The sequence below is a fragment of the Stanieria cyanosphaera PCC 7437 genome, assembly GCF_000317575.1.
Taxonomy (GTDB): Bacteria; Cyanobacteriota; Cyanobacteriia; order Cyanobacteriales; family Xenococcaceae; genus Stanieria; species Stanieria cyanosphaera.
Genome location: NC_019748.1, coordinates 4,894,639 through 4,921,013 on the forward strand (window position 1 = coordinate 4,894,639; position 26,375 = coordinate 4,921,013).

Below are 26,375 nucleotides of genomic sequence, written 5' to 3' on the forward strand. Positions count from 1 at the left end.
AGAGGAGCAATGGAGTTAAACCAAATAAAAAAACAAGCATTGGAATTACCGATTCGCGATCGCTGGCATTTAGTCCAATCGCTGCTGATTTCCATTCAACAAGAAACGCTGTTATCTATTTCTCCGAGTCCAACAGTCAAACCTTTAACTAACCTCGATCCTTGGACTCAAAGTTTAATCGGTGTAATTGAACTGAATGAAAAAGAGGCTACAGAATCTTATGTAGATTATCTGGAGGAAAAATACAGTTGAAGCGGGTGTTGTTTGATAGTGATGTACTATTAGATGTTTTGGCTCAACGTCGAGATTTTATTGTCGCTTCTGCACTGGCGTTGGATACGGTGGCACAGGGAAAAGTTCAGGGCTATGTTTCAGGTCATGCTGTGACCAATATATTCTACATTTTACGTCGTCAAATTGGTAATAAAGCAGCCCGTGAACTGATATCAAGATTATTGCAGCGTCTTCAAGTTGCTAGTGTGACAGATGAGGTAATTCGGAGGGCTTTACAAAGCTTTATCGCAGATTTTGAGGATGCAGTCACAAGTGAAACGGCAAAAGCTGAGGGTCTGGAATTAATTGTGACACGAAACAAATCTGATTTTGTAGCTTCTTCAGTTCCAGCAATGCTGCCAGAGGAATTTTTAGCAACTTTATCTGAGTAATTTAAATAAAAAAATCAATAAAATTATGTCAAATTCAGCTTTTGAGCAAGTAACAGTTCTCCCAATGGACGAACATAATCAAAAACTCGTTTCCTATGTTCATCCAAACGATTGGGTAAATCCGCAACCAGCAAATTGTTATGATTTAGTTGTCATAGGTGCGGGTACGGCTGGATTAGTTGTCGCAGCAGGAGCAGCAGGTTTAGGTTTAGGTTTAAAAGTTGCCTTGATTGAAAAGCATCTAATGGGTGGAGATTGCTTGAATGTGGGTTGCGTCCCTTCCAAATGTATCATTCGTTCTGCTCGCGTTGTTGGCCAGATGCTGAAGGCAGCAGCTTTTGGTATTAACCCTCCCGAAACAATAGAGGTTGATTTTCCTACGGTGATGGCAAGAATGCGAAAACTGAGGGCTGCTATCAGTCATCATGATTCCGCTCAACGTTTTCAAAATTTGGGTATTGATGTATTTTTGGGAGCGGGTCGTTTTTTAGGTAACAATGCTATTGAAGTTGGCGGTAAGACTCTCAAATATAAAAAAGCTGTGATTGCTACAGGAGCAAGAGCCGTACGCCCTAAGATTGAAGGGATCGAAGAGGCAGGTTTTTTGACCAACGAAACAGTCTTTTCTCTTACCGAACGCCCCAAACGTCTTGCTGTTATTGGTGGGGGGCCTATTGGATGCGAAATGGCTCAGGCTTTTAGTCGCTTAGGATGTAAAGTGATTCTGTTTCACCGATATTCTCATCTTTTAAATAAAGAGGACACTGATGCTGCTGAAATTGTCCAAACTAATTTTATTCGGGAAGGAATTGAGTTAGTCCTAGATTCTCAGATACAAAGAGTCGAAAAAACTCCTGAAGGAAAAACACTATACTATACTTGCAATGGTCAAACCGAATTAGTCACCGTCGATGAAATTTTAATTGGGGCAGGACGCGCACCTAATGTGGAAGGATTAAATTTAGAAGCAGTGGGAGTAGAATACGATCGCGCCAGCGCAGCGCTTCGCGATCGCAACGGGGTTAAAGTCAATGATTATCTTCAGACAACTAATCCTAAAATTTATGCAGCAGGGGATATCTGCATGAATTGGAAGTTTACTCACGCAGCCGATGCAGCAGCACGGATCGTGATTAAAAATACGCTCTTTTCTCCCTTTGGTTTGGGACGTTCTAAGCTCAGTAGTTTGATCATGCCTTGGGTAACTTATACCGATCCCGAAATTGCTCATGTAGGGATGTACGAACATGAGGCTAAAGAACGAGGAATTGAGGTTAATACAATTAAGATTTTGATGAGTAATGTTGATCGGGCGATCGCTGATGGAGAAACTGAAGGATTTGTCAAAATTCATCACAAACAAGGGTCTGATAAAATTCTAGGCGCGACAATTGTTGCTCCTCATGCGGGAGAAATGATTAGTGAGGTGACGACGGCTATTGTTAATAAGGTCGGTTTGAGTGGTTTATCTGGCGTAATTCATCCCTATCCAACTCAAGCAGAAGCAATTAAAAAAGCAGCCGATGCTTACCGTCGTACTTTACTAACACCGACCTCAAAAAAAATCTTGGGATTACTGACTAAGTTTTCTTAACTATAGATCATTTTTAAGAGCGATCGCTCTTCGAGTTGCTCTCAAACAATCTTTAATCTAAATTAAAAATATTGATTGGTTCAATAGCATCAGCAGGTTCAAAACCAAAGACACGAGCATAAAAATAAAATTCGCTATCCAATGCTTTCCTAATATTTTCTGCTTGCCTAAAACCATGCCCCTCCTCTTCAAAAGTGACGTAAGCGGTAGGTAAACCTTTAGCTTTAATCGCTTGAAACATCATTTCTGCTTGATTGGGCGGAACAACTTTATCCTGCAATCCTTGAAAAAAGATTACGGGAGTTGTCAATTGTTCAGTAAAATGTATGGGCGATCGCTCTACATATAAATTCTTTTCTGCTGGATAAGCTCCAATCAAACCATCTAGATAACGAGATTCAAATTTATGGGTATCTTGAGCTAAAATTTCTAAATCACTAACACCATAGTAACTTGCCCCTGCTTTAAAGGTATCGCGGAAGGTTAAAGCTGCTAAAGTGGTATAACCGCCAGCACTACTACCAGAAATAACTAATCGATTGCCGTCTACTTTTCCTTGTTGTACCAAGTATTTAGCTGCATTAACACAATCATCAATGTCAACAATGCCCCAATTTTTTGTTAATCTTTGACGATACTGACGACCATAACCAATACTACCGCCATAATTCACATCAAGATAACCAAAACCTCGACTTGTCCAATATTGAATCCGTAAACTTAAACTAACTGAGGCCGATGCAGTTGGTCCTCCATGACTTTTTACGATTAAAGGAGGTAATTCTGTTGCGGGTGCAGAATAATCTTTATTTTTGGGTGGATAGTACCAAGCATAAGCAGTGAGTCCATTTTCGGTTGGAAATTGAATTGCTTCTGGTGCAGAAAGATAACCAGTATCTAGTTCTAATTCTCCTGTAGTTTTAAAAATTTCGCTTACTTCAGTTTCAGGATTAAATTTAACTGCTGCGGTGGGTTGAGTAGGATATCCTGCAATAAAAACTACTTCTCCTTGATCGGTAGCTTGAACAGAAGAAATTTCAGTATAAGAAGTTGTAATTGGATAAAATTGTTTAGTTTCAGGATCAATTTTACCTAGATGCCAACTACCATTCTGAGAATAAGCACAGATAATTAAATTCGAGTTAACCAGATCATAAGTAGATAAACCAAATACCCAGTGAGGATAAGCAAATTCTGCTGCCATCTCAACAACAGGTTCTATTGTACTATCATGAAGATAGCGATAGAGATTCCACCAATTATTGCGATCGCTAGAAAAATACAATGTACCATCCTTAGACCATTTTGGTTCACAGATAGATTCTTGGTCACCACCAGCAATTAACTTAGCTTCCTCTATTCCTTCTGAATTAATCTTTGCTAACCATAAATAACTACTATCCCAAGGCATTGAGGGATGATTCCAACTCAACCAAGCAAGTTTTGTTCCATCTCGACTCAGACGAGGTGAAGAATAAAAATCACTTCCAGAAATTAAAGTTGCTACTTCCCCAGTGGTTAAATCAATAGTAATTATGGTATTCTCTGGTTCTTTGCCTGAATCAGAATGATTTTCACAAACACAAATTAAACGATTTCTCTGACGATCTAAAACGAAATCTGCAAAACGTCGATTTGATTGGGCGGTTAAAGGTTGCGGTTGACTACCTGGAGTATGATAATAAATCCTGTTATCAACAAAATTAGAAAAATATACTATTCCATCCGCAACTAAAAATGCTCCACCACCATATTCATGTACACGAGTACGAACATTAAAAGGTGCAGGAGTAACATCTTCTACCATTCCTTCCCCAGTACGTCTAACTAAAAGATTACGACCTTTTTCTGTTGGTCGTATTTCCAACCAGTAAAGATCATCGCCATCAACTGTTACTGCACCAATTCCAATTGTAGTTGAAACAATTAATTCAGAAGTAATAGGAGATTGCCAAGTTCCGTAGAGTGAAATTCTGTTCATAGACTTTTTTGTATTCTTCCATAGTAATTTTCCCTTAGAAACGATCGCGATTCGTGACAATCAACCTTTAACATTTATAAGTAGGTACTAATTCTTAATCCAATCAAGCTTTCGTAGCTGCACACAGGAGAACTATAAAATGCTCGATACTCAATCGGTTTTAGAAGTCTTACGCCCAGTACAAGACCCAGAATTACAGAAAAGTCTGGTAGATTTGAATATGATTCGCAATGTTCAAATTGAGGGTGACAAAGTTAGTTTTACTTTAGTTTTAACTACTCCCGCTTGTCCGTTGAGAGAATTTATAGTCGAAGATTGTCAAAATGCTGTCAAACAGCTACCTGGTGTCGAATCAGTAGAAGTAGAAGTGACTGCCGAAACACCTCAACAAAAATCTTTACCCGACCGTCAATCTGTCCCAGGCATCAAAAATATTATTGCTGTTTCTAGTGGTAAAGGAGGGGTAGGTAAAAGTTCTGTAGCAGTTAATATTGCGGTTGCTTTAGCCGACAAAGGTGCAAAGGTAGGGTTATTGGATGCCGATATTTATGGCCCTAATGCGCCTAATATGTTAGGACTCGGTAATGCCAACGTCATGGTTAAACAAGGAACTAACGGGGAAGTATTAGAACCTGCTTTTAATTATGGAGTTAAGTTAGTCTCAATGGCGTTTCTAATCGATCCTGACCAACCTGTAATTTGGCGCGGACCAATGTTAAATGGAATTATTCGTCAGTTTCTTTATCAAGTTGAATGGGGAGAATTAGACTATTTGATTGTAGATATGCCTCCAGGTACAGGAGATGCCCAGTTGACTCTAGCTCAAGCTGTACCGATGGCTGGTGCAGTGATTGTCACAACTCCTCAAACTGTATCTTTGTTGGATGCTCGTCGTGGTTTAAAAATGTTTCAACAACTAGGGGTTAATGTTTTGGGAATTGTGGAGAATATGAGTTATTTTATTCCTCCAGATTTACCGGAGAAAAAATATGATTTATTTGGTTCTGGTGGTGGTGAAAAAACTGCTCAAGAACTCAATGTACCTCTACTGGGTTGTGTTCCTCTAGAAATTAGTCTTAGAGAAGGAGGAGACAAAGGTATTCCAATTGTGATTGCTGAACCAGACTCAGCCTCGGCTCAAGCTTTAGTGTCTGTTGCTGAACAAGTAGCAGCTAAGGTTTCGATCGCAGCTTTTGCTTAAAAGAAACAAAAATCGCGAAAACATTTTTGCATCACAATGAGATCGTTAAAATTGAGGGTAACAGGTGAAGCTTTGTCAGTCAACACTGAATTTTGTTGATAGTTTGGTACAGAAAATGATTCCTTTACCTTTAACTAAACTGATAACTGTTGTACGGTCAAGGCACTGCCTTGCCCGTGCGGGGGACAATATCAATCTTCTTGTATTTTCAATTGCATACTGAAAGCGATCGCGAGTAAGGCTAGTAAAAAAGATACTGTAGTACCGATCGCGCCTATATTAATAGTTATTTGTTGTGGTTGGGGAAAAACAACATTAAAACAACTAATTCCTGCTGCTAAACCACCAAAATATAAACCTGTTCCCAATCCCGTATCTTGATGTAAAACTAAACTAAAGACAAATGGAACAGAACTATTTAAAACTAAACTTAAAGCAAATATAAGGATTATTAAAATCATACCCAAGATAATTTGATTGGGAACTAAAATTAATAGTTGTAAACAAAAAATAGTTACTGCTAACCCAACTAGCATTCCGAAAGAATTACCTAATTTTGTTGCTAATTTACCCGCAGGAAATGCAGCTAAACCTAAAGCAATAAAAAATATCATTATTGCTAATCGACTATGATCTTGTCCTATTTGTAGAGAAAAGACATTATTGAGAGTAGGAGTTAAAAATCTAATTCCCCAAGCAATGCCAAGACCTATAGTAAAAATCAAAGCAAAAATTGGTAAATAAATTGATTCTAATTCATGATTATTAATCATAGCTCGTTGAGGAGGATATAACCAGCGAATCAAGGCTACGGCAGCGAGTAAACTAATTGAGCTAATCGTAAAAGTAAAGCTTTCTCCTAATTTTAAAATTAAGTTATGAACATCAAATTGTAAGGCACTAATTATTGTTACTACTAAAGTTAAAACACTAGCAGCTTGAGCAAGTTTTTCTGGTGGAGCGCAACTTCTTAATAAAGCTATAGTTGGAACATAACAAATTGCTGTAGTTACTGCCCAAGAGATCGCAATTGTAGGAAATAATCTGCGCCAAATCGGATTAATCTCCCCTAAAATAACTAAAACAGGTACAATAATCAAGAAAGCTGAAGCTAGAATTGCTGCAATGACAATCATTCGTATTCTTGTACCAAAACGTCGTTGTTGTCGATCCGAAAGATAACCAAATACTGGTTTAATGAATGCTGCTAAGGCGTGTTCAACAATTAAAATCGTAGTAGCTAAACTCGTACTTAAGCGCAACTCAAATATTAAAGCAGGAAGATAAAGATTGTAGACGATATAAGTTAAGGTAATCGCTCCTTGGACTGCTGCGATCGCCCAAACTTTTGACCAAAGAATATTATTTTTAGTCATTTGATAAATCGTATCTATATGAAAATACTATTTATCAGAAAACCTTTAGCAAAATTGATAATTTAAATGTATTGGTACGATGGCAATTTCATTGAGCATGAAACGCTACAAATTAGTATTAATGAACCAGGTTTATTGTATGGAGCGACAGTTTTTACTACCATGCGAGTGTATGAGCAGTCACTAGATCATCCTTTAACTCATTGGCAAGCTCATTGCGATCGCCTTTGTCAAAGTATTCAAGCTTTTAATTGGCAACAACCTGACTGGCAAAGATTAAAACAAGGTGCAGAATTATTATTAACTCATTATCCCATTCTGAGGATAGCAATCTTACCCGATGGTAGAGAATTAATTACAGGGCGTAATTTACCTGTAGATTTACTAGCAAGACAACAGCAAGGAATCACTGCTTGGGTAGCTGAAGATAATTTATTTCGTCGCGATTTAGCTGCACACAAGACAGGAAATTACTTAGGTTCGTATCTAGCTTTACAAAAAGCTCATCAATTAAGTGCTAAGGAAGCCATCTTATTAGATAGTAATGGTAATTGGCTAGAAACTAGTACTGGTAATTTATGGGGTTGGTGCAATGGTTGTTGGTATACTCCTGCTTTATCAGTAGGTATTTTACCAGGAATTATTAGAAGTCAACTTTTAACCTGGTTGGATAGTCAAAATATATCTGTCCAAGAAAATATTTGGACTCCTGATTTTGTTCGTAGTTTAGAGTTTATTGCGTATACTAATTGTGTAGTTGAAATAGTAGCGATTACTAAATTTATTAAGTTTCAGTGTGATTGTAATAAGTCTGTTTCTGTAACTAAAATTAAATATTTAAAAAGCTATTTTATGAGAAGAAACTAAGAAGATGAACATTGTTTACCCTATTGTAATAGGTATAAATTTTTGGAAATGTCTATTCAATCAAAACGATTACGAACCCGAAATTTGTTTCTTAGAGCAATAACAATTTTGCCTTCAAGTAAATCTTGAGTATGATACTGCAAAACATCTTCAAGTAAGAGTTCTCGTTCTCTTCGGGGTAAATTTTCTAATCTTAGAATTCCACAATGAGACTTTTGCTGTTGCCAAATCATTTGTTCAAAATCATTATCAGTAGTTACGATTACTCGTTGTTCTCGAATTGCCCATTCCAGAATTGTCTCATCTTTCATCTGTGGGTTAACATCGCTAACATAAGCGATATCATAACCCTTGTTTACTAACCAATTTCCCAGAGAGCGACTAGCATTAACATCAATTAAAAATTTCACAATTTATTTTCTATGCGGAAACTCTTTCGGTAATTTCTTCCTTATCCACCAATTGATAAGCATAAAATAACGCAGCTTGTATATCTGCTAGTTCTAATTCGGGGTAATCTTCTAAAATTTCTTCAGTTGTTGCCCCTTTAGCTAATAGTTCCAGGATCATAGCGACAGAGATTCTTAAACCACGAATGATAGGTTTACCCGCAAGCACTTTAGAATTAAAGGTAATACGACTTAGTAGATTTTGATTGTTCATAATTTCGATAGCTAATAATTCTTTATTTTAGTAAGTTTTAATAGCTTTAATTTTTTATTGTACTTAAATAATACAATGGGACAAAATGCAATAAACGAAGCAAAAAACTTTCTTGAGGGAATTACCTTTCAAGATTTTTAAAAAGTCAGTGTGATTTAAATCATAGTATTTTTGTGATAAATCTTAAATAATTTAATGATTATTTTTTTTCTGTATTTATTGAATTTTAATTAATTGATCGGTACTACTTAATTTAGTTCATACTTACTTTATATTATTTTTTAGTATAAATAGCGATGCTGATTATTTCAAATCAAGAAGATAATTTGAAAAAAGTCAAATAATCAATATGAATATGAAAAAAATAATTTATCTTTCTGGAGTTGCTTTAACTTTAATGGTTCAAGGAGTAGCTTTTGCAGAAACAGAAAAGATTAGCCAAAAAGATTTTCAACAAATAGTTTGTTCTTACATGAAAGATATTGGTAATAAACAAGAAGCTTTAACTAAAGTTTTTGCTGATACTGGAGCATTTCTTACTTCCCAACAAAAAGAAACTTTGAAAAAGTTAGCTACTGAACAACTAAATTCTCAAAGTTATTGCAGAGGATTTAGTTCATAACTTTGAACTGGTAATACATCAATTAATAAATTGCGCTTAAAAAAAAAATCAAAAAAAGTTATTTGTTTTTAAGAGTCGGATTTATCTTGCCGACTCTTTTGTTTACTCTAAGTAACTTTACTGATCTTTTAAATAACTACTAAAAATTAAAATTATCTCTTTTTGACCACTTCACTATTTTTTCATAAAAATGATTGAAAACTAATGAGCTTTATCTATTTTTTATAATCAAAAATCAGTGTTTTCATTAGTTTACTTTTACAAAACATAATTGTTAATTTTGAAAATAACTAAAGCAATTAAGTAAGCATTTAGATTTATTTTCTACAAACACTAACTAAAAAAAAAATATTAATTCTCAAAAGGATTCGGTAAGAAGAATGTTTAATCTTATAAAATTAAAAAAATTGACTGCTATTAGTATCTTAGCTATTTCAATGACAGGGACATTTGTAGTCCCGTTAGGACAAGCAGCAAACGAAAATGCTCCGGGACAAGCCAAAAAAGCTTGTAAAAAGAATAATAATGGAATTGGTAATAATTATGATGTTGAGTACACTCTACGTAATAAAACCTTTACTATTAGAATCGACCCTGGCAACAACGGTCAAATGAACAAATTTAGGAGTGATTTAGCTGCTGCAAGTGTAAAACCCAAATATACTCAAACTGAAATTGACAGTGCAGTTGCTCAAATTTATGATGCTGAGAAAAACGCTAAAAACGGTAACAATACAAACTGTCCATCAGGCAGCGTTGGCACTGACTATAGCACCTTATACGCTACCATCAGTGATTTTCCTTTCTACAGAGCAGCTTCTGATCCTACCATATTCCATAATACAACCTACCCTAATGGCAAAAAGGGTGTAGATGCATTTCAACAATTTGTTAATACAGAATCTAGTGCTTTAAACCTAGACCAACTCAATGCTAGAAGGTTAGACTCTACTAAGTTAAGGCTTAATCAAGCGCAAGACCTTAAAGTTTATTTTATTAACGAAGGTGCGAGTTATCGTAATCAATTACAATTAGTTACTTCTGGTGGCACTAGCATTAATGGACTAGTTTTTAGAGATGGTAGTGAAGGTAGTGGTCCTAATGTTTTACGGATCGGAGATTATGTCGGTCTTGGTACAGTTGCAGCAGGAACTACTTTAGATTTTCGGTTACGTGCTAATGGAGCCAATAATAGTAATCCTGATGTTTGGTATGCAGATGTAAGTAAGAATGTTGATAAGCAACAGCACGTGATTGCTTATGAATATGAAGGCTACTTAATTTTAGCTTGGGAAGACCTTTATGGTGGTGGTGACAAAGACTACAATGACATTGTTTTTGCCATAGATATTGGTAAAAGTAACTTGGCAGCGATTCCTACTGAACCTGCCGTCAACAAACCTCCTGTGGCAAACAATGATACAGCGATCACTCCTTATAATACTCCTATCACCATTGATGTGATGGCGAATGATAGTGATCCTGAAAAACAGGCAATTAATATTACTTCAGTTACTAGCCTCACTGGTGCTACAGTGCAAGTAGCAAATGGTAAGGTAGTTTATACTCCTAAGTTGAACTATCATGGAACTGATACTTTTACCTACACCATTGCTGATACTAGTGGCGCGACAAACTCTGCTATCGTTACTGTAAATGTCAATCCTAAGACAAATAATCCTCCTACTGCAGGAAATGATAGTGCAACAACAGCTTACGCTACACCTGTAACAATCAACGTTAAAGCTAATGATAGTGATCCTGACGGTGATCCTTTAACTATCACTCTCAACCAACCTCTTAACGGTACAGTCAATCTCAGTGGCGACCAAGTAGTTTATACTCCTAATACTGGTTATTTTGGAACTGATACCTTCACTTATCGTGTTGCAGATCCAGATGGAGTTTCAGCCGAAGCAACTGTTACAGTTACAGTGACTCCTAAACCTAACGGAAGTCCTGAAGCACAAGATGATATTAGCTCAACAGACAAAAATCAATCTGTAATAATCCCTGTTTTAAGTAACGATAGCGATCCTGATGGCGATACACTAACTGTTACTGTTGGTAACTCTTCTAACGGTAAAACCACAGTTAATTCAGACAATACTGTAACTTACACACCTAACTCTGGTTATGTAGGAAATGATAGTTTCACTTACACTATTTCCGATGGTAAAGGTGGTATAGCTACAGCTAATGTAACTGTCACGGTTAACTCAACGAACAATCCACCAGAATCAAAACTAGAGTATGCTGACTAAATTAATACTCCATTAAACTAGGAAATATCAAAAGCGATCTGCATTTACAAATCGCTTTTTTTTGCTATTTTATATAGCTCCACTTGACGCTCCTCTGCCTTTAGGCGAGAAGATTCTTGGTTCAGTGACTCATCATAACCTAGCAGGATTTCTCCAACTAAACTAGAGGACGAATCTCCCCAACCGTGAGTTAGAGTGCGCCCCACCCTACTTAATCCCAATTGTTAATCTAGTTTTAAAGCGATCGCTTTTTGATTTTTCAAGGGTAGCTGATGCTAAATTAATGTGGACGAAGGGCTTGTGGGCTGGAGTTTTACCCCCAGCACGTTTCCGAACGATGTCTGATTCGACTTCCTCAGAACAAACTTTAAGCAGCAGATTCTTCAGTTACAGGATAAACGCTAATTTTTTGCTTACTTTTAGTTTTATATTCAAACTTAACTACGCCATCAATTAAGGCAAACAAAGTATCATCATTACCACGACCAACATTTTTACCAGGATGAAACTTAGTTCCTCTTTGACGAACTAAAATGCTACCAGCAGTAACTTCTTGACCACCATAGCGTTTCACTCCCAATCTTTTAGAATTAGAGTCGCGTCCATTACGAGTACTACCAGTTCCCTTCTTATGAGCCATGTTTTACTCCTATCTTCTGATTTAATAAGTAATTTTATTCAGCTACAACTTCAACGGGTGCTGTTGCTTCCTCAGCCTCAGCCGAGGCTATCACAGAGCCATTCATGCTAATCGAGTTAACCATGAAACGAGTAATTTCTTGTCGGTGTCCTCTTTTTTTACGGGTTTTCTTCTTAGGTTTCATCTTATAAACGATGACTTTTTTCCCGCGTCGATGCTCCATAACTGTACCTTCTACTGTAGCTCCTTCAATAAAAGGTTGTCCCACAGTAACTTGATCGTCGTGACTTACCAACAAAACTTTGTCGACGGTATAGTCAGCATCAGGATCGACGTGTAATAGCTCAATATCGTAAAAACGACCTGGTTCAACCCGTAGTTGTTTACCACCAGTTTCAATAATTGCGTAAGTCATAAAATTGCATTAACTAAAATATTGCCGTACAGGTAGCCGACTAATTTTTTTCAAATCAAATTTAGTCCAGCTTTTGGATGCCTTTACCTGTTCCGAGCAGGAACTTAGACACACAATCTCTTATTATCTTAAATAAAAATTACTGATGTCAAGTTATTTTTTATAATGTAACCTGTCGCAAGTTACTGCGGGGATTATAATTGCGAATAGACCGAATTTGTTCGTAATATTCTCGTTCTTTAGCACTAATTTGACTGGGAGTAGCAATCAGAATATGTACTAACTGATCGCTACGTCCTCCTTTAGGAAGTGACCATCCTTTTCCTCTTAGACGTAGAGTTTGACCAGAACGAATTCCAGGTGGAACTTTCATTGTTACTAAACCATCAGGAGTAGGTACTTCAATTGATGCGCCTAAAACTGCTTCATCAGGAGTAATGGGAACTTCACAAGCTAAATTATCTCCCTCAAATCGGAAAAAAGTATGGGGTTGTATTTCAACGTTGAGATAAAGATCCCCTCTAGCCTGATTATAAGGACTTGGTTGTCCTTTGCCCCGAACCCGAATTCGACTACCTGGTTTTGCTCCTGGAGGAATACGAACATCTACCATTTCATTACCAAGATTGAGACGTTTGGTAACACCGTTAAAAGCTTCACTCAAGCTAAGACGAATAGTTGCTTCTCGATCTGTAGCAACTTTTTGATTGCCAAAACCTTCAAAATCGCCAAAACCACCAAAATTACTACTATAACTACTGCCTCGATTCGCCGAGGTATTATAAGAGTAACTACGCGAACTACTAGTATTCCCAGAAGTAGAAAAGCGACCTAATAACTCATTAATAAACTCTTCAAAATTACCATATTGACTGAAATCGAAATTACCAAAATCAACTCCAGTTCCACCACTACTAGACCAACCACCTTGACCAGCTTGTTGCCAATACTGACCAAATTGGTCGTACTTGGCGCGTTTTTCCGAATCAGAAAGAACTTCATAAGCTTCACTAATTTCTTTAAACTTAGCTTCTGCCTGTTTATCGCCGGGATTGCGATCAGGATGATATTTGAGGGCAAGTTTACGGAATTGTTTTTTTATTTCCTCTGGATTAGCGGTTTTGCTCACCCCCAAAATAGCGTAATAGTCTTTAAAATCCGTGGAAGGCATTGATGGCGATCTCCTTGACAATAGTTACTTGCTGACAATAATTAGAAATTTTAATAAATTTAAAGTTTAGCCTGACTATAAATTAACAGAAATGTCAAGATAAGGAAGTACGGTTCTTACCACAGTCCCATAATCGCAAAACCGTATTTTAATTACTTTTTTGCTCGAATTAGCTTAAAATCGCGATCGCTCAAGCAAAAATTTGGACTGTTAAGTACTAATAATAAATTGCTTGATTTTTCCTAGTCTCTACTTTTCTCGATCTTAACTAATGAAATGATAGGATAGGAGTATGCCAACTATAGACATTTTGGGGGTTCCTCACGTATACGAGCTAACACCTTGCACTGCCAAATCTCGCACTCCCGTCTTAGTTTTTATTCATGGCTGGCTTTTGAGTCGCCACTATTGGCAGCCCATGCTCGATCTGCTTAGTCCAGAGTATCAATGTTTACTTTATGATTTGCGTGGGTTTGGTGATTCACAAGTATTACCAAATCTAGATTCAACCAATAGCTTAAATAACAACCTTAATTATACTTTGGCTGCCTATGCAGAAGATTTGGATTTGTTATTACAACATTTAAGTATAGAAAAAGTTTGGTTAATTGGTCATTCTCTAGGAGGAAGTATTGCTCTTTGGGGAGCTAAAACAATTGAACAAAAAGTTGAAGGAGTAATTTGTTTAAATTCTGGAGGAGGAATTTATCTCAAAGAAGAATTTGAACGTTTTCGCTCTGTAGGTCAGCAGTTGGTAAAATTTCGCCCTTATTGGTTAAGTAAACTGCCTTGGTTAGATTTGATTTTCGCCAGGATGATGGTTGCTCGTCCTCTGACTAGTAGTTGGGGTCGTCAAAGATTAATTGATTTTGTTCGAGCTAATCGACAAGCTGCATTAGGTGCGCTGTTAGATTCTACAACAGAAGCAGAAGTTCATCTTTTACCCAAAATTGTGGCACAACTACAACAGCCAGTTTATTTTCTAGCTGGAAAACAAGACCAGGTAATGGAATTAAAATATGTTCATCACTTAGCTAGTTTTCATCAACTTTTTCAACAAAATTATAGTAATGTAATTGAAATTCCTGATTGTGGTCATCTCTCAATGGTAGAACAACCAAAAGTAGTGGCAGAAATTATTGCCAATCTTGTGTCCCAATCTCAGTTAACTTAACTAGGTATTTTTGTATTTAACTAAAATCATCATTTAATTCCCTCAATCATTGTGTCACAATAGCATTAAGGGAAAAATTCAAAAAGATTAAGATTGAGGAGTTACTCGTACAGGAGAAACCCATGCTACACCGCAAGATTTATCAACTCTATCAAGATGGTCGTGAAGTTTGTATTTTCTTGCGGGATCAGCAACGCTGGATAGAAAGCGGTCGCATTGTTGATTTCGAGGGAGATCTGGTGACTATTCGCTATGAAACTGAAGAAGAAGATGAAATTAGTTCTTGGGAAGAAATGGTACGTCTCGAAAGTATCGGTGCTGTAACTCAAAAACTAGCTTCTGTCTCGAAGTTAAATTCAGAATTAGCTGTTTCCGATGATTGTCCAGAAGCTGAACAGATTTATCCTCAATTTCCCGAAGCTAACTCGGAGTGGCAACAGGAATAAAGCAAGCTAAAAACTAAGATTCTTCCAGACCATCTTCCGATGATAAAGGCTCAAATACTGGACAACAGCCTTCTGGAATAACTTTAAAACCGTATAAGGGTGAAATACGATTCAAACAACGTTGGTTGGCGTAATAATAGCAATTGTTACAGCAATCAACGTCTTCTGGTGTTTTTGGTTCAGTACTTTGACTTAATAATTCTCTTTGAGAAACGCCTCTTAAGACTAATTCTTCTCCTTGCCAACGAGCTTCGACTATGCCAGTATCGGCAAAATTATTCCAACGAGAATCGTTAATTAAAGTATCAGGCAGAACCACAGTAATTACAGAACCAACTTCATTTAATTCTCCTTCGTAATAACTAGGAGGCGTTGTCGCTGGCTGAATAAAGCGATCGCTTAAATGTAATTCTACCAAATTACCCACCGAAGGCGAATGAAGTTGGTAACGGTTGCGTAATTCTTCTAAGCTGGTTAGATCCATTAAATAATTAGGAGAACCATGCACAAAAATGACGTGTTGCGGTCGTAAATTATGAATTAATTGAGTGGTATTACGTCCATCACTATGTTCTGCAAGCAGATAAGTTTCTAAGGCAACTTTTGAGGAAGATTGATTAGCTAGTTGAGCAAAATCTACATCAAGATATTTTTGGGCAGATTCAGCTATTAAGATTAGCCAATCGCCCCAAGTATCATTTAAGTATTGTTTAAGATTGGCAGTATCATCGACTAACAAAATGCAAGGAAATTTACTTTCCATCAAGTCATTGTTATTAGTCAATCTTCTCATGCGAGGACAAACCCGTTCGTCCCAAAACAAAGATTGATGTTTGGCAAAATTTTGCACTGCTAAAGGAAGTTGTGGCAAAAGTTCTAAATAAAGATCGCAAGCTGAAGCGATTTTGCCATCAACCCAAATATCTAAATCACGACCAGTAAACTGATGATGAGAGCGTAATAATTTTAGAATTTCTTGTCCTAAACCAATGAGCGGTACAGGTAAAAGAACATTACGTCCCTCCGCAAGAGCTTGATCGATTCGCTCCATTAATTGTTTTTCTTGTTGACGACGGTGGGAATGACGAACTGTACCATAACTTCCTTCAACAATCAAAATATCAGGAGCTATACCTCTTAAATCTTCTAGGGATAAACCTTCGACTAATTGAAAATTTGAAAGAGAAAAATCACCTGTATAAAGTAGCTTATAATTGCGCTCTGGAGTGGCATAAGTCAATAAAATTGCTGCTGCTCCTGGCAAATGTCCTGCTGGATATAATTGAAAACTGAGGTCTTCTGCTAATTGGACTTGCGATCGCCAGGGAACAGTTTGACACCAAGAAATACTGTTTGATTGTTGTTCATAAATAGATAAAAGTTTGGCAGTCACCTCGGTAGTATAAATAGGTAACTGGGGAAAACTTTGATGTAAGGCAAAAAGACTGCGACAATGATCGACATGAGCATGAGAACAAATAGCGAATTCGGCAGGTGGTGTTTTTTGTCGTTGAAATAATTTAATGTTCTCTAAACCACAGTCTAAAATAATGCGATGCACTCCCATTTTTACTAATAAACAAACTCCTTCATCACTATGACCAACACCATAGGGAAGACAAGATAAAGAATTTGTATTAGTTGCGGGTACTGTGCGACGCTTATTCATGAAGTCAGCCCCTATCGATTTTAAAAAATGAACAAATCAGTCCTGTAATTGCAATTTAAGCTAATCACATCAAAAAGCTCAAGGGGCATTAATTAAGTTGAGCAACAATTGTGACAATTACTCGTGATTGGGTAAAATTAGCTAAACTCTGACACTCAAACTGCTTGTATCAGTGAGCAGTACCGTTACCATCGTAATTATCAGAGTCATAAAATCCATTTTTAGTCCCAAAAAACAAAGAAGCAACGATAAATAGACCAGACAAAACTACCATTAATAATTTGACATCCATAAGTATTTTTCTATCTTATTAGAATTCTTACTACCTATGATAGTGCTAGTAATTTGGCTTAATTATTCAAAAAATCTATTTATTTCAGCTTTGAACTTAAAAATTAATAATCTACCGTTAGGGTAAAACTTCTGATTTAGTTGATTCTGAGGTTGGAACTACAGCAGGAGCGATCGGTATTTCTTCTACTTCTGGAAGCTTTTCCAAAGCTAAGCGAGAAGATTGGTTACCACCAGAAAGCCTTTTTAATAATTTTGGTCTAGGATCGTGGAGCAGATAAATAATTTCATCTCCTAGTTGCCATTCCTCTGAGGCTTTGACTACTTGTAAATTTTCTTTACGCTTAACTAATAGAGGTAGCAGTTCGCCTGAGCGAATCAAAGCTTGCAAATGAGCTTGTTGAAAGGTTAATTCTGGCTCTCGCAGAACAGTTTTTCCTAACTTCACTTGTCCCTCGCTGAGATAATTATTCCAAACTTTAATTGGAAGTTGAGCAATAAAAGCCTGACTAACTTTACTTTTACTATTACTATTATTGAGATTACTTTGAGGAAAAATTGCTAATACTTTTGGAGGCTGAAATTCTTCTACTGCTCTTTGGGCTAAAACTAAGTTTACTTCTCCATTATTGGTAAGAGCGATAAAAGTTCCCATCGAGTTAATTCCTGCTTCAGTAAGAACTTCTGAATCAAGTCCACTACTTTGAAAAACAGGTAAATCTTCTGCTTCTGCTTTGCGACAAGCTTCGCGATCGGTATCAATCAAAACAACTGATTCTCCTGCTTCCTTAAACAGACGGGCAAGTAAACGTCCTAAATAATTACAACCAACAATAACTGCTCCAGTTGCTTCATGAGAAGTAATTTGTAACCAATTAGCTACTAACCTTGCTGTTAAACCTTGTAAAAATACCGTCATCATGATCGTAAGAAAGACCAAGGCTTTAATTGCATCTCCACCATTAATTCCTTTATCCGTAAGTAAAATAGCAAATAAAGAAGCAACAGAAGCAGAAACAATTCCTTTGGGAGCAATCCAAGCTAAAAATACTTTTTGTCGCCAATTCAACCCACTATTCCAAGTGCAAAATGCCACGCTGATGGGACGAACAATCAGCATCAAAGCAAATACCGATAATAGACTTCCCCAACCTAAAGCAAAAACACTATCTATTGATAAATCTGCTGCCAATAAAACGAATAAAACTGAGACGCAAAGAACTGTTAATTGTCCCTTAAATCGTTTGAGTAATCTTTCTTCTGGAAGGGAGGAAGCTTTGACAACAATACCAGCTACTACCGTTGCCATTAGTCCAGACTCACTTCTAATTGTTTGTGAAAGAACGAATAAACCCCAAACTCCTGCCAAGACAACTAAATTTTTTAAATCTTCTGACAAGAAGTTAGCTTGTTTGAGCAATAAACCAAGCAACCAGCCACCAGTAACTCCGATCAGCGCACCAATGCCTAAGCGTAAAATTAGTCCACTGACTATCGTAATCGGTGCAGCATTACTATTTAAGATTGTATTAAGTACTACTACGGCTAAAATTGCTCCTACGGGATCAATTAAGACACCTTCTCCTTCTAGTAAAGTAGCTACTTGTCGATCAACCCGCACTTGTTTGAGTAAAGGACTGATGACAGTTGGACCTGTAACTACTACCAGAGAAGCATAAAGAAAAGATATTGACCAAGGAAACTCTGCTAAATAATGAGCAGAAATACCACCACCGATTAAAGTAATCAATGTTCCGATGGTAACTAGATTACGCAAGCTTCCTGAAACTCGATCTAAATCGCGTAATTCTAAGTTTAAACCTCCTTCAAAGAGAATAATGGCGACTGCTAGAGCGACAAGAACTTCTAAACCCATCCCTAAATGATGAGGATGAAGAACATCTAAGCCATCGGATCCTAAAAGAATTCCGAATAGTAATAAAAAAACTATACTAGGTACTTTAAGATATTCGGCAATAACTTGTGCGCTAATGCCGGCAAGAACGGCAATAACTATTTGTAGAGTTAATTCAAAAGATCCTTCCATAAGCCAATCGATTATAAACGTTCTGGCGCGGGTCTGAAAATTTGGGATCGAAAAGTTGCTAATATTTCAGACAAAAAATTTAAACTAGAGTAGATGTTTGTCAATAAAACTATAAATAAAAAAATAAATGATTTATTTGGGGTATTTTAACATTTTGGTTCTGCTAAGCTGTTGACTAAAAAAATTTCACGTTTTCTTTTGCAGAGAATAAACTATTAAAACTATATCAGTAAAAACTGTTAACAATTAAAACTACAATTAGGCAGTAAATCCTGGCAAAATTAAGTGGTAAAAATTTAACCACCTTAATATTAATTGTTATCTTAACAATTTAGTCGATCTTAATTAATTATGTCATCTCATCAAACTTCTCTTTGGAAACGCTCTCAAAATAAACTACGTCAAGAAGAACAGTGGCTAGAATATTTTTGTATTGTTGGTTTATTATTGGCATCCTTACTTTTATTTAGTATCAATTTGGGTAGTTTACCTTTATTAGATGGAGATGAAAGTACGATCGCTCAAGTCGCTAAAGAAATTTGGCAAGCTCCTGAAAATTCTTGGCGTTGGCTTTTTCCTACCCTTTGGAATCAACCTTATCTCAATCAACCTCCTCTGATTCACAACTTAATTGCTGGGGTATATGCGATCGCAGGTATTAATGAATGGACGGTGCGTTTTCCTTGTGCCTTACTCACTGCTATTTCAGTAATTTTACTTTATGGCATTGGTCGAGAAATTTTTGTTGCTCGTATTCCAGCTTTGTTTTCAGCATTAATTTATCTAACTTTACTTCCCATAGTCCATTACGGACGTTTAGCTGTTTTAGATGGCCCTTTACTTTGTTTCCAATTACTTACTTTTTGGTCTATTCTACGGGCAAGAAGGGATTTACGTTGGACTTTTATTGCTGGAATTAGTTTTAGTTTAATTTGTCTGACCCAAGGAATTATAGGATTGTTAGTAGGGCTAATTGTTTTAATATTTTTAGCTTGGGATACTCCCCGACTCATTACTTCGATTTATCTTTGGAGTGGAATAATTTTAGGCAGTATACCAGTTCTGTTCTGGTATGTAGCTCAATGGCATTATTATCAAGATTTAGTGTTTGATTGGAAAAGTATTATACAATCCTGGGCAAGAATTTGGTCAGTAGTTGAAAGTAATCCGAAGTTTCCTGGTTATTATTTCGTTGAAATTCTCAAATTTACTTGGCCTTGGTTAATTTTTGCTATTTATGGTTGGAAACTAGCTTGGGAAAATCGTCATTGGGGTTGGGCAAAACTGATCTTAGTTTGGAGTGGAGTTTATTTTGTCGCAATTTCTTTAATGGCAACTAAACTGCCTTGGTATATTTTACCTATTTACCCTGCCTTGGCTTTGGCAGCAGGAATTAAACTGTATCAAATTTATAATTTACCAAGCTATATTGTTTATCCTCGTCCCTTGATTGTAGTTTTAAGTTTATTCGCTTTTATTGCTAGTGGGACTGGCATTTATGTGATTTGGCAAGAGAAATTAGAACTGTCTCTTTTATTGATTTGTGCTTCAGTAGCAATTACTATGACAGTCACAGCTTTATTGATAGCAAAAAGAGAAGTACAATTTATCTTTTTATTATTTTGGGGTACTTATATTTCTCTTTTTTTGTTAGTTAGTTCCTCCCACTGGCTTTGGGAATTAAATCAAGCTTATCCTGTTAAACCTGTTGCCCAAATAATCAAACAATATGTACCTAAGAACCAAATTGTTTATACCTCTTTTAGCTATAATCGTTCTTCTTTAAATTTCTATAGTGAACGTCAAGTAGTTGCTGTAACACAAAACCAACTTCAACAATACTGGCAAGAATTAGCTAATTCTTATATGTTGATCGATCACTCTACTTTAGAATATTTATCGATACCAAAGCAAAATCTCGTTCCAGTTATTAATGACCAGTCAGTTGATTGGTTTTTGGCAATAAAAAATTTAAAATAAACCAACCAAATACTATTGAATAAATTTAATTAATTATGAGACGCCGTTTAGTTAATTTTCACTAAACAACGTCTTTTTGAATAAATTATGACTCTAACTATCACTAATTAGTAGGATTGACTTGAGTTGTATCGCTATTATTTTTTTAGCTTGGTAGTTTTTTACTCTTGTTCGTCAGCATCAAGTTGACGAAGATGAATATGTTTTCTACCTAAAGTTATTTCAAATTCATCTCCTGGTTTTAAACCCATTTTTTTTGTATAAGCAGAACCAATCAATAAATTATGGTTAGACTGTACACTAATACGATAACTAGCAGAACGACCACCTCTTCCTTGACCGTTAGAAGTGCTATCTAATTCAATTCCTTCTGCATCAATCAAAGCATTAAGAAATTTCATCATATTAACTCGTTCTACCCCATTTTTAGTAACGGTGTAATAGCCACACTCTCTTGCTTTTTCTTCTTTAGAGAGATTGCCTAACTCCTTTACTTTGATAAGCAACTCTTGTCCTGTTAAAGGTTGCGGTTGGTTTGTTTTTGCCATCAACTTAAACTAAAACTAATAGGTGTTTACAGATTTGCTTCTAAAATAAGAATGCAAAGATAATAATATCTTACTTTGCTATCTATATATAAAACTATCTTACACTCATTAAGCAGAATTAATTAAATTTTAATCTAGATTAATTGAATTAAATAGCTAAATTATTATTGAATCTGTAAAAAAAAATTTGAGTTATTGATAAATGTTTTACTTAGAATTGAAAACAGAAGATGAAATTAACAACTAAAGGTCACTATAGTGTAAAAGCATTGTTAGATCTTAGTTTGCAACCAGGATACGGGCCTGCATCAGTGAATGCGATCGCACAACGTCAGGATTTACCTGCTCCTTATTTAGAAAAATTATTGATGGAAATGAGGCGTGCTGGATTAGTTAATTCAGTTAGAGGATCTCAAGGAGGTTATCAATTAGCTTGTCAACCAAAACAAATTTCTTTAGGGCAAATTTTGTCAGCAGTAGGAGAAAATATTAATCCTTTATCTAGCTATACACCTGATATAAATGTAGCTGAAGATTGGGTAACTTTTAGTTTATGGCAAAAGTTAAACCAAAAATTGAAAGAAGCGTTATATAGTATAACTTTGGCAGATTTATACTATGATGCTCGCAGTTGGCAAGCAGCCCAAGGAGAAGAAAACAATTTTATTGTTTAATGACAAAATTAAAGCAATGAGTGAAGAGAAAAAGTCAGTTATTTATCAAGGTGGTTGTCATTGTGGCGCAGTGCGTTTTCAAGTAGTAGTTGATCGCTGGGAAGTAGAAGACTGTAACTGTTCAATTTGTCGTAAAAAAGGTTTTTTACATTTGATTGTACCACCAAGCAATTTCACTTTACTTAAAGGAGAAAAATTTTTAACTACTTATACTTTTAATACAGGGACAGCTAAACATACTTTTTGCTCGATTTGTGGCATTCATTCTTTTTACTATCCCCGCTCTCATCCTGGGTGGATAGATATCAATATTCGCTGTTTAGACGAGAATGTAATCTCTCAATTTTTGGTTAAATCTTTTGATGGGATAAACTGGGAAGAAAATGTTCATAAAATACAAAATAACTAACTGATAACCCCAATTAAGATCGGGCTAGTTAATCATTGAAGAGTTGAAAGCATTCTAATTTAATGTCAAGATTTATTTTGATAGTTAAAAAGACTACTTTAAGTTTGTCAAAAAAACAAAGCCTTTAACGTTATTTTTATAAACTGGTCAAAAATGCTGTCACCAGAACAGGTATTTTTAGTCTTACTGCTTGCAGCTATTTGGGATTACTTAATTGGCGATCCTCGCTCTTGGCTTCATCCTGTTCAAGTCATGGGTTGGATCATTACTAAATTTACTAAATTGATCCTCAATTTGTATCAGCAACCGAGGCAACTTCGCCTGCAAGGAATTTTATTGAGTTTACTCTTAATTTTTGGTAGTGGTGTGTTTGGTTGGTTGATTGTTTGGGGAAGCAATTTAATTAATTTTTGGTTAGGGATAGTAATAGCAACAGTTGTGCTAGCCAGTTGCTTTGCAGGAAAAAGTTTAACCCTAGCAGCAGAAGATGTTCTTCAAGCTTTAGTCGAAGGAGATCTTAAAACGGCTCGTTTTCGTTTAAGTTTTTATGTAGGTCGAGATACAGATAATTTATCTGAGTCAGAAATATTACGGGCTATCTTGGAAACTGTAGCAGAAAATACGGTTGATGGCGTAACTGCACCTCTGTTTTATGCGATTTTGGGCGCATTTTTACCGGGAGTAGGTAGTGTTCCCTTAGTTTTGGGTTATAAGGCTGCTAGTACTTTAGATTCGATGATTGGTTATCGTCATGAACCTTATACAGATTTAGGATGGTTTAGCGCGCAATTGGAAGATCGATTGACTTGGGTTCCTTGTCGTTTAACAGTTCTAACTTTGGCATTGTGTTCGGGAAAACCCAAACAAGTTTTAGCTTTGTGTTGTCGAGATGCAGTTAAAGATCCTAGTCCTAATTCTGGTTGGAGTGAAAGTATTTATGCAGCAATTTTAGGGGTACAGTTGGGAGGAGTTAATACTTATCAGGGAATAGTAAAGCAAAAGCCATTATTAGGTGAGGCGATTCATTCTATTACCCCAGAAACGGTTAAACAAGCTTTGGGATTAACTCGTTGGTGTTTTTTGTTGTGGCTTGCGATCGCGTTGGGTTGTGCAATTATTGTTTACAATTTTAATTTATCACTAAACTAACCTACAAAGTCTTTAATTATCAGGGTTGTAACCAAGGTGTGTCTAACGTGAGTAGAAAAATATTTTAATATTTGTAACGTAAAAGAGCAAACCACACCCAAAAATATAAAAACATTATTAAATAAAAAAGGTGATGAACTAATTTGTAGTAGTAGAGTGACTGAAGGAAGGTAATCATGAATTCAACAATACTACGTCTGCTTTGGTCTACTATCAGCAAAATACAGACTGAGACAATTATCGATTGGAGCGATACAAAACTCACTTCCTATGTGATCGAGAGACTTCAACAAGAAATCTTACTTAGCTCTCACGAACGAGAAAAGGTAGAATCTTACCTGAATACTAAAACGATGCTAATCCGAGATTTAGCAGAATATGCCTGAATTAAAATGCTAACTTGATAAAATACTGACAATGTTTCTTTGAAAGAAAACGCCATCAAATTTCAAATTAGTTCATCATTGTAAATTTAACTTAATTTAATTACCTTTTAGGCTTGGTTGTTAGTTTCTAAAGGAAATTGAAGCGTAAAAGTGGTTTGACTAGCTTGACTCTCTACCTCAATAGTTGCGCCTAAAAGCTCCACCAATTTTTTAACTAAAGCTAATCCGATTCCAGTTCCACCATATTGCCAAGGATCGTGACTGGGAATCCGATAAAATTTTTCAAAGATGCATTTTTGTTCTTCTGAGGCAATTTCTATGCCAGAATTGCTCACACTTAAATTAAGTTTGTTTTGTGTCGCCCAAGCAGAAACTGTGATTGTCTCTCCCGCAGGGGTGTACTTACAAGCATTATTAAGTAATTCGTTGACGATTCGTTCTAAAAGAGAAAGATCAGATTCTAATAAAGGTAATTGGGCTGAGAGATTAATAATTAATTGCTGTTGATGATATTGAGTTTGTTCTCGGAAAGATTCTACAATGGTGGGCAGCCAAACTTGAAAATCGATCCATTCGGGAATCAAAGTAACATTATCCGCATCGATATAACAAAGAGTCAGTAAATCGTTAACTAGTTTATTTTGTTGCCTACAAGAGTTTTTAAAAATTCTAAATACTTGCTTAAAGACACGAGACTCAATTCTCTGTTGATTACCAGTTTCAATCAGTTTTTCTAGAGTTTGAGAAGCAAGCATAATACTACTCATGGGAGTACGTAATTCATGGGAAATAGTTTTGAGAAAATCGTCTTTAAGATTGTTAAGTTTTTCTAATTCCTTGACTTGTGTTTGAGCAGTTTCGTAAAATCGAGCTTGACGAATAGCGATCGCACATTGATTAGCAACCTGTTGTACCAAACGAATCTCAAATTTATCAAATATTTTTTCTCTAGGTTTCAATAACCACAAATTTCCTAAAATTCCTTGGTCATCAAAAATTGGGCAAACTAATCGAGTAGCTTGAATTTTTTTCGGACTGAGTTCGGGAATTCTTTCAACAAATTGTAAAGTTTGTTTTTGTAAAAGTTGTTGATATAGTTCAGGAAAATCAGCTACTTGCCTAACCAAACCTTGGCAAGTAAGAGAAGTAGTTGTATATTCATAAGCAATAATTGCTATTTCTTGAAGGGGATCGTAAAGTTCAATTTTACAACGTTCAATTTTGAGAACTTTGGCCAGTTCTTGAGTAACAATTTGCAAAATTTGTCCTTCATCTAAACTGTCTCTAACTTTTTCTGTAACTCGCCTAATTAAAGCTTCAAACTGTAAAGCCTGTTGCAGTTGACTAGTTCGCTGTTTAACTTTTCTTTCGAGGTAAGTATTGAAACTTTGGACTTGTTGATAAAGTTCAGCTTGTTGAATTGCAATTCCTACTTGAATCGCTAATTGTTTAAGTAGTTCTACTTCGGCTGATTGCCATTTACGAGTGCCACTACACTGTTGAGCAATTAATAAACCCCATAACTCTTCTTCTGCTACAATCGGCACTACTAAATTGGCTTTCACTTCAAGATTAGCTAGTAAATCGACGTGACAAGGAGATAAATTGGCAGCATAAATATTTTCTATAACTTGAACTCTTCCCTGTCGATATTGTTGGATGTGATTTTTCGTAAAACAGGGGTCATGAATTTTTTTACCGAAAATAGCTTTCCAAGGCGAAGCTAAGGATTCAACTACAATTAGTCCACTCCAATCTGGTTCAAAGCGATAGATTAGGACTCGATCGCTTTGTAAAAATTGTCTAACTTCTTCTACAGTTTGATTGAGAATGACATCTAAATCTAAAGACTGCCTAATCCGAAGAGCAATAGCTGCTACTAATTTCTCTCTTTCAGTCTGTAAAATAAACATTTCTTGATTTGCTCTCGAGTTGGAGTCAGGCAAAGATTAATTTTTATTTTTTGAGACTACTTGTTCTAACAATTTAATACTTTTTTAATATTTAGACTAAAAATTTAATAATTTGTCATATCCAGTAAAAAAATAAAGCAGGGAATTATTAATAAAAGCTTAACTAAGTATTTATACCCAAGTTTTTTTGTTAAATTTTATTAACGAAATTAAGGAGGCATTTTCAATCA

The 26,375-nt window shown here is 36.0% G+C and carries 26 protein-coding genes; 14 read left to right on the forward strand and 12 right to left on the reverse strand.

Annotation, left to right across the window (positions count from 1 at the left end):
• Window positions 1–9: 9 nt before the first annotated feature.
• Genes STA7437_RS21425 through STA7437_RS21435 form a run of 3 tightly spaced genes read left to right on the forward strand, consistent with a single transcriptional unit; the run spans window position 10 to window position 2,259 of the window.
• A complete protein-coding gene (locus STA7437_RS21425) occupies window positions 10–252 on the forward strand; it encodes a hypothetical protein (RefSeq protein WP_015195484.1) in 243 nt (80 codons plus the stop codon).
• A complete protein-coding gene (locus STA7437_RS21430) occupies window positions 249–665 on the forward strand; it encodes a PIN domain-containing protein (RefSeq protein ID WP_015195485.1) in 417 nt (138 codons plus the stop codon). The genes STA7437_RS21425 and STA7437_RS21430 overlap by 4 nt, the downstream gene beginning before the upstream one ends.
• A gap of 25 nt (window positions 666–690) precedes the next feature.
• Complete coding sequence (locus STA7437_RS21435; protein WP_015195486.1) at window positions 691–2,259, forward strand: mercuric reductase; 1,569 nt, start codon at window positions 691–693, stop codon at window positions 2,257–2,259.
• Between the two features lie 52 nt (window positions 2,260–2,311).
• Here STA7437_RS21435 and STA7437_RS21440 read toward each other — a convergent pair whose 3' ends face one another.
• Window positions 2,312–4,240: a S9 family peptidase gene (locus STA7437_RS21440; protein ID WP_015195487.1), complete on the reverse strand. Its 1,929-nt coding sequence runs from the start codon at window positions 4,238–4,240 to the stop codon at window positions 2,312–2,314.
• A 139-nt stretch (window positions 4,241–4,379) separates the two neighbouring features.
• On the opposite strand from STA7437_RS21440, the gene STA7437_RS21445 reads away from it, so the two are divergent.
• Window positions 4,380–5,441 (forward strand): Mrp/NBP35 family ATP-binding protein, encoded by a 1,062-nt coding sequence (locus tag STA7437_RS21445; protein WP_015195488.1) that lies wholly within the window; start codon window positions 4,380–4,382, stop codon window positions 5,439–5,441.
• A 191-nt stretch (window positions 5,442–5,632) separates the two neighbouring features.
• Here the strand turns inward: STA7437_RS21445 and STA7437_RS21450 are convergent, their stop codons facing one another.
• Complete coding sequence (locus STA7437_RS21450) at window positions 5,633–6,817, reverse strand: MFS transporter (RefSeq protein ID WP_015195489.1); 1,185 nt, start codon at window positions 6,815–6,817, stop codon at window positions 5,633–5,635.
• 66 nt (window positions 6,818–6,883) lie between these two features.
• On the opposite strand from STA7437_RS21450, the gene STA7437_RS21455 reads away from it, so the two are divergent.
• Complete coding sequence (locus STA7437_RS21455) at window positions 6,884–7,684, forward strand: aminotransferase class IV (protein WP_015195490.1); 801 nt, start codon at window positions 6,884–6,886, stop codon at window positions 7,682–7,684.
• Window positions 7,685–7,740: 56 nt separating this feature from the next.
• On the opposite strand, the gene STA7437_RS21460 is transcribed toward STA7437_RS21455, so the two are convergent.
• Together STA7437_RS21460 and STA7437_RS21465 are read right to left on the reverse strand one after the other, a co-directional pair.
• Window positions 7,741–8,094 carry a DUF5615 family PIN-like protein gene (locus STA7437_RS21460; RefSeq protein ID WP_015195491.1) on the reverse strand — a complete coding sequence of 118 codons (354 nt, stop codon included), beginning with the start codon at window positions 8,092–8,094 and terminating at the stop codon, window positions 7,741–7,743.
• A 10-nt stretch (window positions 8,095–8,104) separates the two neighbouring features.
• Window positions 8,105–8,347, reverse strand: a complete 243-nt coding sequence (locus STA7437_RS21465; protein WP_015195492.1) for a DUF433 domain-containing protein — start codon at window positions 8,345–8,347, stop codon at window positions 8,105–8,107.
• Window positions 8,348–8,702: 355 nt separating this feature from the next.
• Here STA7437_RS21465 and STA7437_RS21470 point away from each other — a divergent pair, with 355 nt between their 5' ends.
• Window positions 8,703–8,969, forward strand: a complete 267-nt coding sequence (locus STA7437_RS21470; protein ID WP_041619607.1) for a hypothetical protein — start codon at window positions 8,703–8,705, stop codon at window positions 8,967–8,969.
• A gap of 437 nt (window positions 8,970–9,406) precedes the next feature.
• Window positions 9,407–11,233 (forward strand): Ig-like domain-containing protein, encoded by a 1,827-nt coding sequence (locus STA7437_RS25105; RefSeq protein WP_171815466.1) that lies wholly within the window; start codon window positions 9,407–9,409, stop codon window positions 11,231–11,233.
• A gap of 367 nt (window positions 11,234–11,600) precedes the next feature.
• Here STA7437_RS25105 and rpmA read toward each other — a convergent pair whose 3' ends face one another.
• From rpmA to STA7437_RS21490, 3 genes are all read right to left on the reverse strand, one after another.
• Window positions 11,601–11,873 (reverse strand): 50S ribosomal protein L27, encoded by a 273-nt coding sequence (gene rpmA, locus STA7437_RS21480; protein WP_015195495.1) that lies wholly within the window; start codon window positions 11,871–11,873, stop codon window positions 11,601–11,603.
• A gap of 34 nt (window positions 11,874–11,907) precedes the next feature.
• Complete coding sequence (gene rplU / locus STA7437_RS21485; RefSeq protein WP_015195496.1) at window positions 11,908–12,288, reverse strand: 50S ribosomal protein L21; 381 nt, start codon at window positions 12,286–12,288, stop codon at window positions 11,908–11,910.
• 160 nt (window positions 12,289–12,448) lie between these two features.
• Window positions 12,449–13,459, reverse strand: coding sequence for a DnaJ C-terminal domain-containing protein (locus STA7437_RS21490; RefSeq protein ID WP_015195497.1), 1,011 nt, complete (start codon window positions 13,457–13,459; stop codon window positions 12,449–12,451).
• A gap of 292 nt (window positions 13,460–13,751) precedes the next feature.
• Between STA7437_RS21490 and STA7437_RS21495 the strand changes: the two genes are divergently transcribed.
• Window positions 13,752–14,633 (forward strand): alpha/beta fold hydrolase, encoded by an 882-nt coding sequence (locus STA7437_RS21495; RefSeq protein WP_015195498.1) that lies wholly within the window; start codon window positions 13,752–13,754, stop codon window positions 14,631–14,633.
• Window positions 14,634–14,755: 122 nt separating this feature from the next.
• On the forward strand, window positions 14,756–15,079 hold the full coding sequence (locus tag STA7437_RS21500) for a DUF6679 family protein (RefSeq protein ID WP_015195499.1): 324 nt from the start codon (window positions 14,756–14,758) through the stop codon (window positions 15,077–15,079).
• A gap of 13 nt (window positions 15,080–15,092) precedes the next feature.
• Here the strand turns inward: STA7437_RS21500 and STA7437_RS21505 are convergent, their stop codons facing one another.
• The 3 genes from STA7437_RS21505 to STA7437_RS21515 all read right to left on the reverse strand — a co-directional run bounded on the left by STA7437_RS21505 (window position 15,093) and on the right by STA7437_RS21515 (window position 19,086).
• Window positions 15,093–16,748 (reverse strand): MBL fold metallo-hydrolase, encoded by a 1,656-nt coding sequence (locus tag STA7437_RS21505; protein ID WP_015195500.1) that lies wholly within the window; start codon window positions 16,746–16,748, stop codon window positions 15,093–15,095.
• 169 nt (window positions 16,749–16,917) lie between these two features.
• Window positions 16,918–17,040 (reverse strand): hypothetical protein, encoded by a 123-nt coding sequence (locus STA7437_RS27495; protein WP_015195501.1) that lies wholly within the window; start codon window positions 17,038–17,040, stop codon window positions 16,918–16,920.
• A gap of 117 nt (window positions 17,041–17,157) precedes the next feature.
• Entirely contained in the window at window positions 17,158–19,086 is a 1,929-nt protein-coding gene (locus STA7437_RS21515) for a cation:proton antiporter (RefSeq protein ID WP_015195502.1), read from the reverse strand.
• A 351-nt stretch (window positions 19,087–19,437) separates the two neighbouring features.
• On the opposite strand from STA7437_RS21515, the gene STA7437_RS21520 reads away from it, so the two are divergent.
• Window positions 19,438–21,066 carry an ArnT family glycosyltransferase gene (locus tag STA7437_RS21520; protein WP_015195503.1) on the forward strand — a complete coding sequence of 543 codons (1,629 nt, stop codon included), beginning with the start codon at window positions 19,438–19,440 and terminating at the stop codon, window positions 21,064–21,066.
• A gap of 161 nt (window positions 21,067–21,227) precedes the next feature.
• Here the strand turns inward: STA7437_RS21520 and STA7437_RS21525 are convergent, their stop codons facing one another.
• Window positions 21,228–21,614 (reverse strand): AbrB family transcriptional regulator, encoded by a 387-nt coding sequence (locus STA7437_RS21525; protein WP_015195504.1) that lies wholly within the window; start codon window positions 21,612–21,614, stop codon window positions 21,228–21,230.
• Between the two features lie 230 nt (window positions 21,615–21,844).
• Here STA7437_RS21525 and STA7437_RS21530 point away from each other — a divergent pair, with 230 nt between their 5' ends.
• From STA7437_RS21530 to STA7437_RS21545, 4 genes are all read left to right on the forward strand, one after another.
• Window positions 21,845–22,288, forward strand: coding sequence for an Rrf2 family transcriptional regulator (locus STA7437_RS21530; RefSeq protein WP_015195505.1), 444 nt, complete (start codon window positions 21,845–21,847; stop codon window positions 22,286–22,288).
• A gap of 16 nt (window positions 22,289–22,304) precedes the next feature.
• Entirely contained in the window at window positions 22,305–22,697 is a 393-nt protein-coding gene (locus STA7437_RS21535; protein WP_041620294.1) for a GFA family protein, read from the forward strand.
• 153 nt (window positions 22,698–22,850) lie between these two features.
• On the forward strand, window positions 22,851–23,846 hold the full coding sequence (gene cbiB, locus STA7437_RS21540) for an adenosylcobinamide-phosphate synthase CbiB (RefSeq protein ID WP_015195507.1): 996 nt from the start codon (window positions 22,851–22,853) through the stop codon (window positions 23,844–23,846).
• 176 nt (window positions 23,847–24,022) lie between these two features.
• Window positions 24,023–24,232, forward strand: coding sequence for a hypothetical protein (locus STA7437_RS21545; protein ID WP_015195508.1), 210 nt, complete (start codon window positions 24,023–24,025; stop codon window positions 24,230–24,232).
• 107 nt (window positions 24,233–24,339) lie between these two features.
• On the opposite strand, the gene STA7437_RS21550 is transcribed toward STA7437_RS21545, so the two are convergent.
• Window positions 24,340–26,145 (reverse strand): GAF domain-containing sensor histidine kinase, encoded by a 1,806-nt coding sequence (locus STA7437_RS21550; protein WP_015195509.1) that lies wholly within the window; start codon window positions 26,143–26,145, stop codon window positions 24,340–24,342.
• Between the last annotated feature and the right edge of the window lie 230 nt (window positions 26,146–26,375).

Excerpts from the sequence above, each read along its gene's own strand:
- STA7437_RS21425 (WP_015195484.1), top strand. The coding sequence starts at position 10 with ATGGAGTTAAACCAAATAAAAAAACAAGCATTGGAATTACCGATTCGC.
- STA7437_RS21435 (WP_015195486.1), top strand. The coding sequence starts at position 691 with ATGTCAAATTCAGCTTTTGAGCAAGTAACAGTTCTCCCAATGGACGAA.
- STA7437_RS21440 (WP_015195487.1), bottom strand. The coding sequence starts at position 4,240 with ATGAACAGAATTTCACTCTACGGAACTTGGCAATCTCCTATTACTTCT.
- STA7437_RS21445 (WP_015195488.1), top strand. The coding sequence starts at position 4,380 with ATGCTCGATACTCAATCGGTTTTAGAAGTCTTACGCCCAGTACAAGAC.
- STA7437_RS21450 (WP_015195489.1), bottom strand. The coding sequence starts at position 6,817 with ATGACTAAAAATAATATTCTTTGGTCAAAAGTTTGGGCGATCGCAGCA.
- STA7437_RS21455 (WP_015195490.1), top strand. The coding sequence starts at position 6,884 with ATGTATTGGTACGATGGCAATTTCATTGAGCATGAAACGCTACAAATT.
- STA7437_RS21465 (WP_015195492.1), bottom strand. The coding sequence starts at position 8,347 with ATGAACAATCAAAATCTACTAAGTCGTATTACCTTTAATTCTAAAGTG.
- STA7437_RS21470 (WP_041619607.1), top strand. The coding sequence starts at position 8,703 with ATGAAAAAAATAATTTATCTTTCTGGAGTTGCTTTAACTTTAATGGTT.
- STA7437_RS25105 (WP_171815466.1), top strand. The coding sequence starts at position 9,407 with ATGACAGGGACATTTGTAGTCCCGTTAGGACAAGCAGCAAACGAAAAT.
- rpmA (WP_015195495.1), bottom strand. The coding sequence starts at position 11,873 with ATGGCTCATAAGAAGGGAACTGGTAGTACTCGTAATGGACGCGACTCT.
- rplU (WP_015195496.1), bottom strand. The coding sequence starts at position 12,288 with ATGACTTACGCAATTATTGAAACTGGTGGTAAACAACTACGGGTTGAA.
- STA7437_RS21490 (WP_015195497.1), bottom strand. The coding sequence starts at position 13,459 with ATGCCTTCCACGGATTTTAAAGACTATTACGCTATTTTGGGGGTGAGC.
- STA7437_RS21495 (WP_015195498.1), top strand. The coding sequence starts at position 13,752 with ATGCCAACTATAGACATTTTGGGGGTTCCTCACGTATACGAGCTAACA.
- STA7437_RS21500 (WP_015195499.1), top strand. The coding sequence starts at position 14,756 with ATGCTACACCGCAAGATTTATCAACTCTATCAAGATGGTCGTGAAGTT.
- STA7437_RS21505 (WP_015195500.1), bottom strand. The coding sequence starts at position 16,748 with ATGAATAAGCGTCGCACAGTACCCGCAACTAATACAAATTCTTTATCT.
- STA7437_RS27495 (WP_015195501.1), bottom strand. The coding sequence starts at position 17,040 with ATGGATGTCAAATTATTAATGGTAGTTTTGTCTGGTCTATTTATCGTT.
- STA7437_RS21515 (WP_015195502.1), bottom strand. The coding sequence starts at position 19,086 with ATGGAAGGATCTTTTGAATTAACTCTACAAATAGTTATTGCCGTTCTT.
- STA7437_RS21520 (WP_015195503.1), top strand. The coding sequence starts at position 19,438 with ATGTCATCTCATCAAACTTCTCTTTGGAAACGCTCTCAAAATAAACTA.
- STA7437_RS21525 (WP_015195504.1), bottom strand. The coding sequence starts at position 21,614 with ATGGCAAAAACAAACCAACCGCAACCTTTAACAGGACAAGAGTTGCTT.
- STA7437_RS21530 (WP_015195505.1), top strand. The coding sequence starts at position 21,845 with ATGAAATTAACAACTAAAGGTCACTATAGTGTAAAAGCATTGTTAGAT.
- STA7437_RS21535 (WP_041620294.1), top strand. The coding sequence starts at position 22,305 with ATGAGTGAAGAGAAAAAGTCAGTTATTTATCAAGGTGGTTGTCATTGT.
- cbiB (WP_015195507.1), top strand. The coding sequence starts at position 22,851 with ATGCTGTCACCAGAACAGGTATTTTTAGTCTTACTGCTTGCAGCTATT.
- STA7437_RS21545 (WP_015195508.1), top strand. The coding sequence starts at position 24,023 with ATGAATTCAACAATACTACGTCTGCTTTGGTCTACTATCAGCAAAATA.
- STA7437_RS21550 (WP_015195509.1), bottom strand. The coding sequence starts at position 26,145 with ATGTTTATTTTACAGACTGAAAGAGAGAAATTAGTAGCAGCTATTGCT.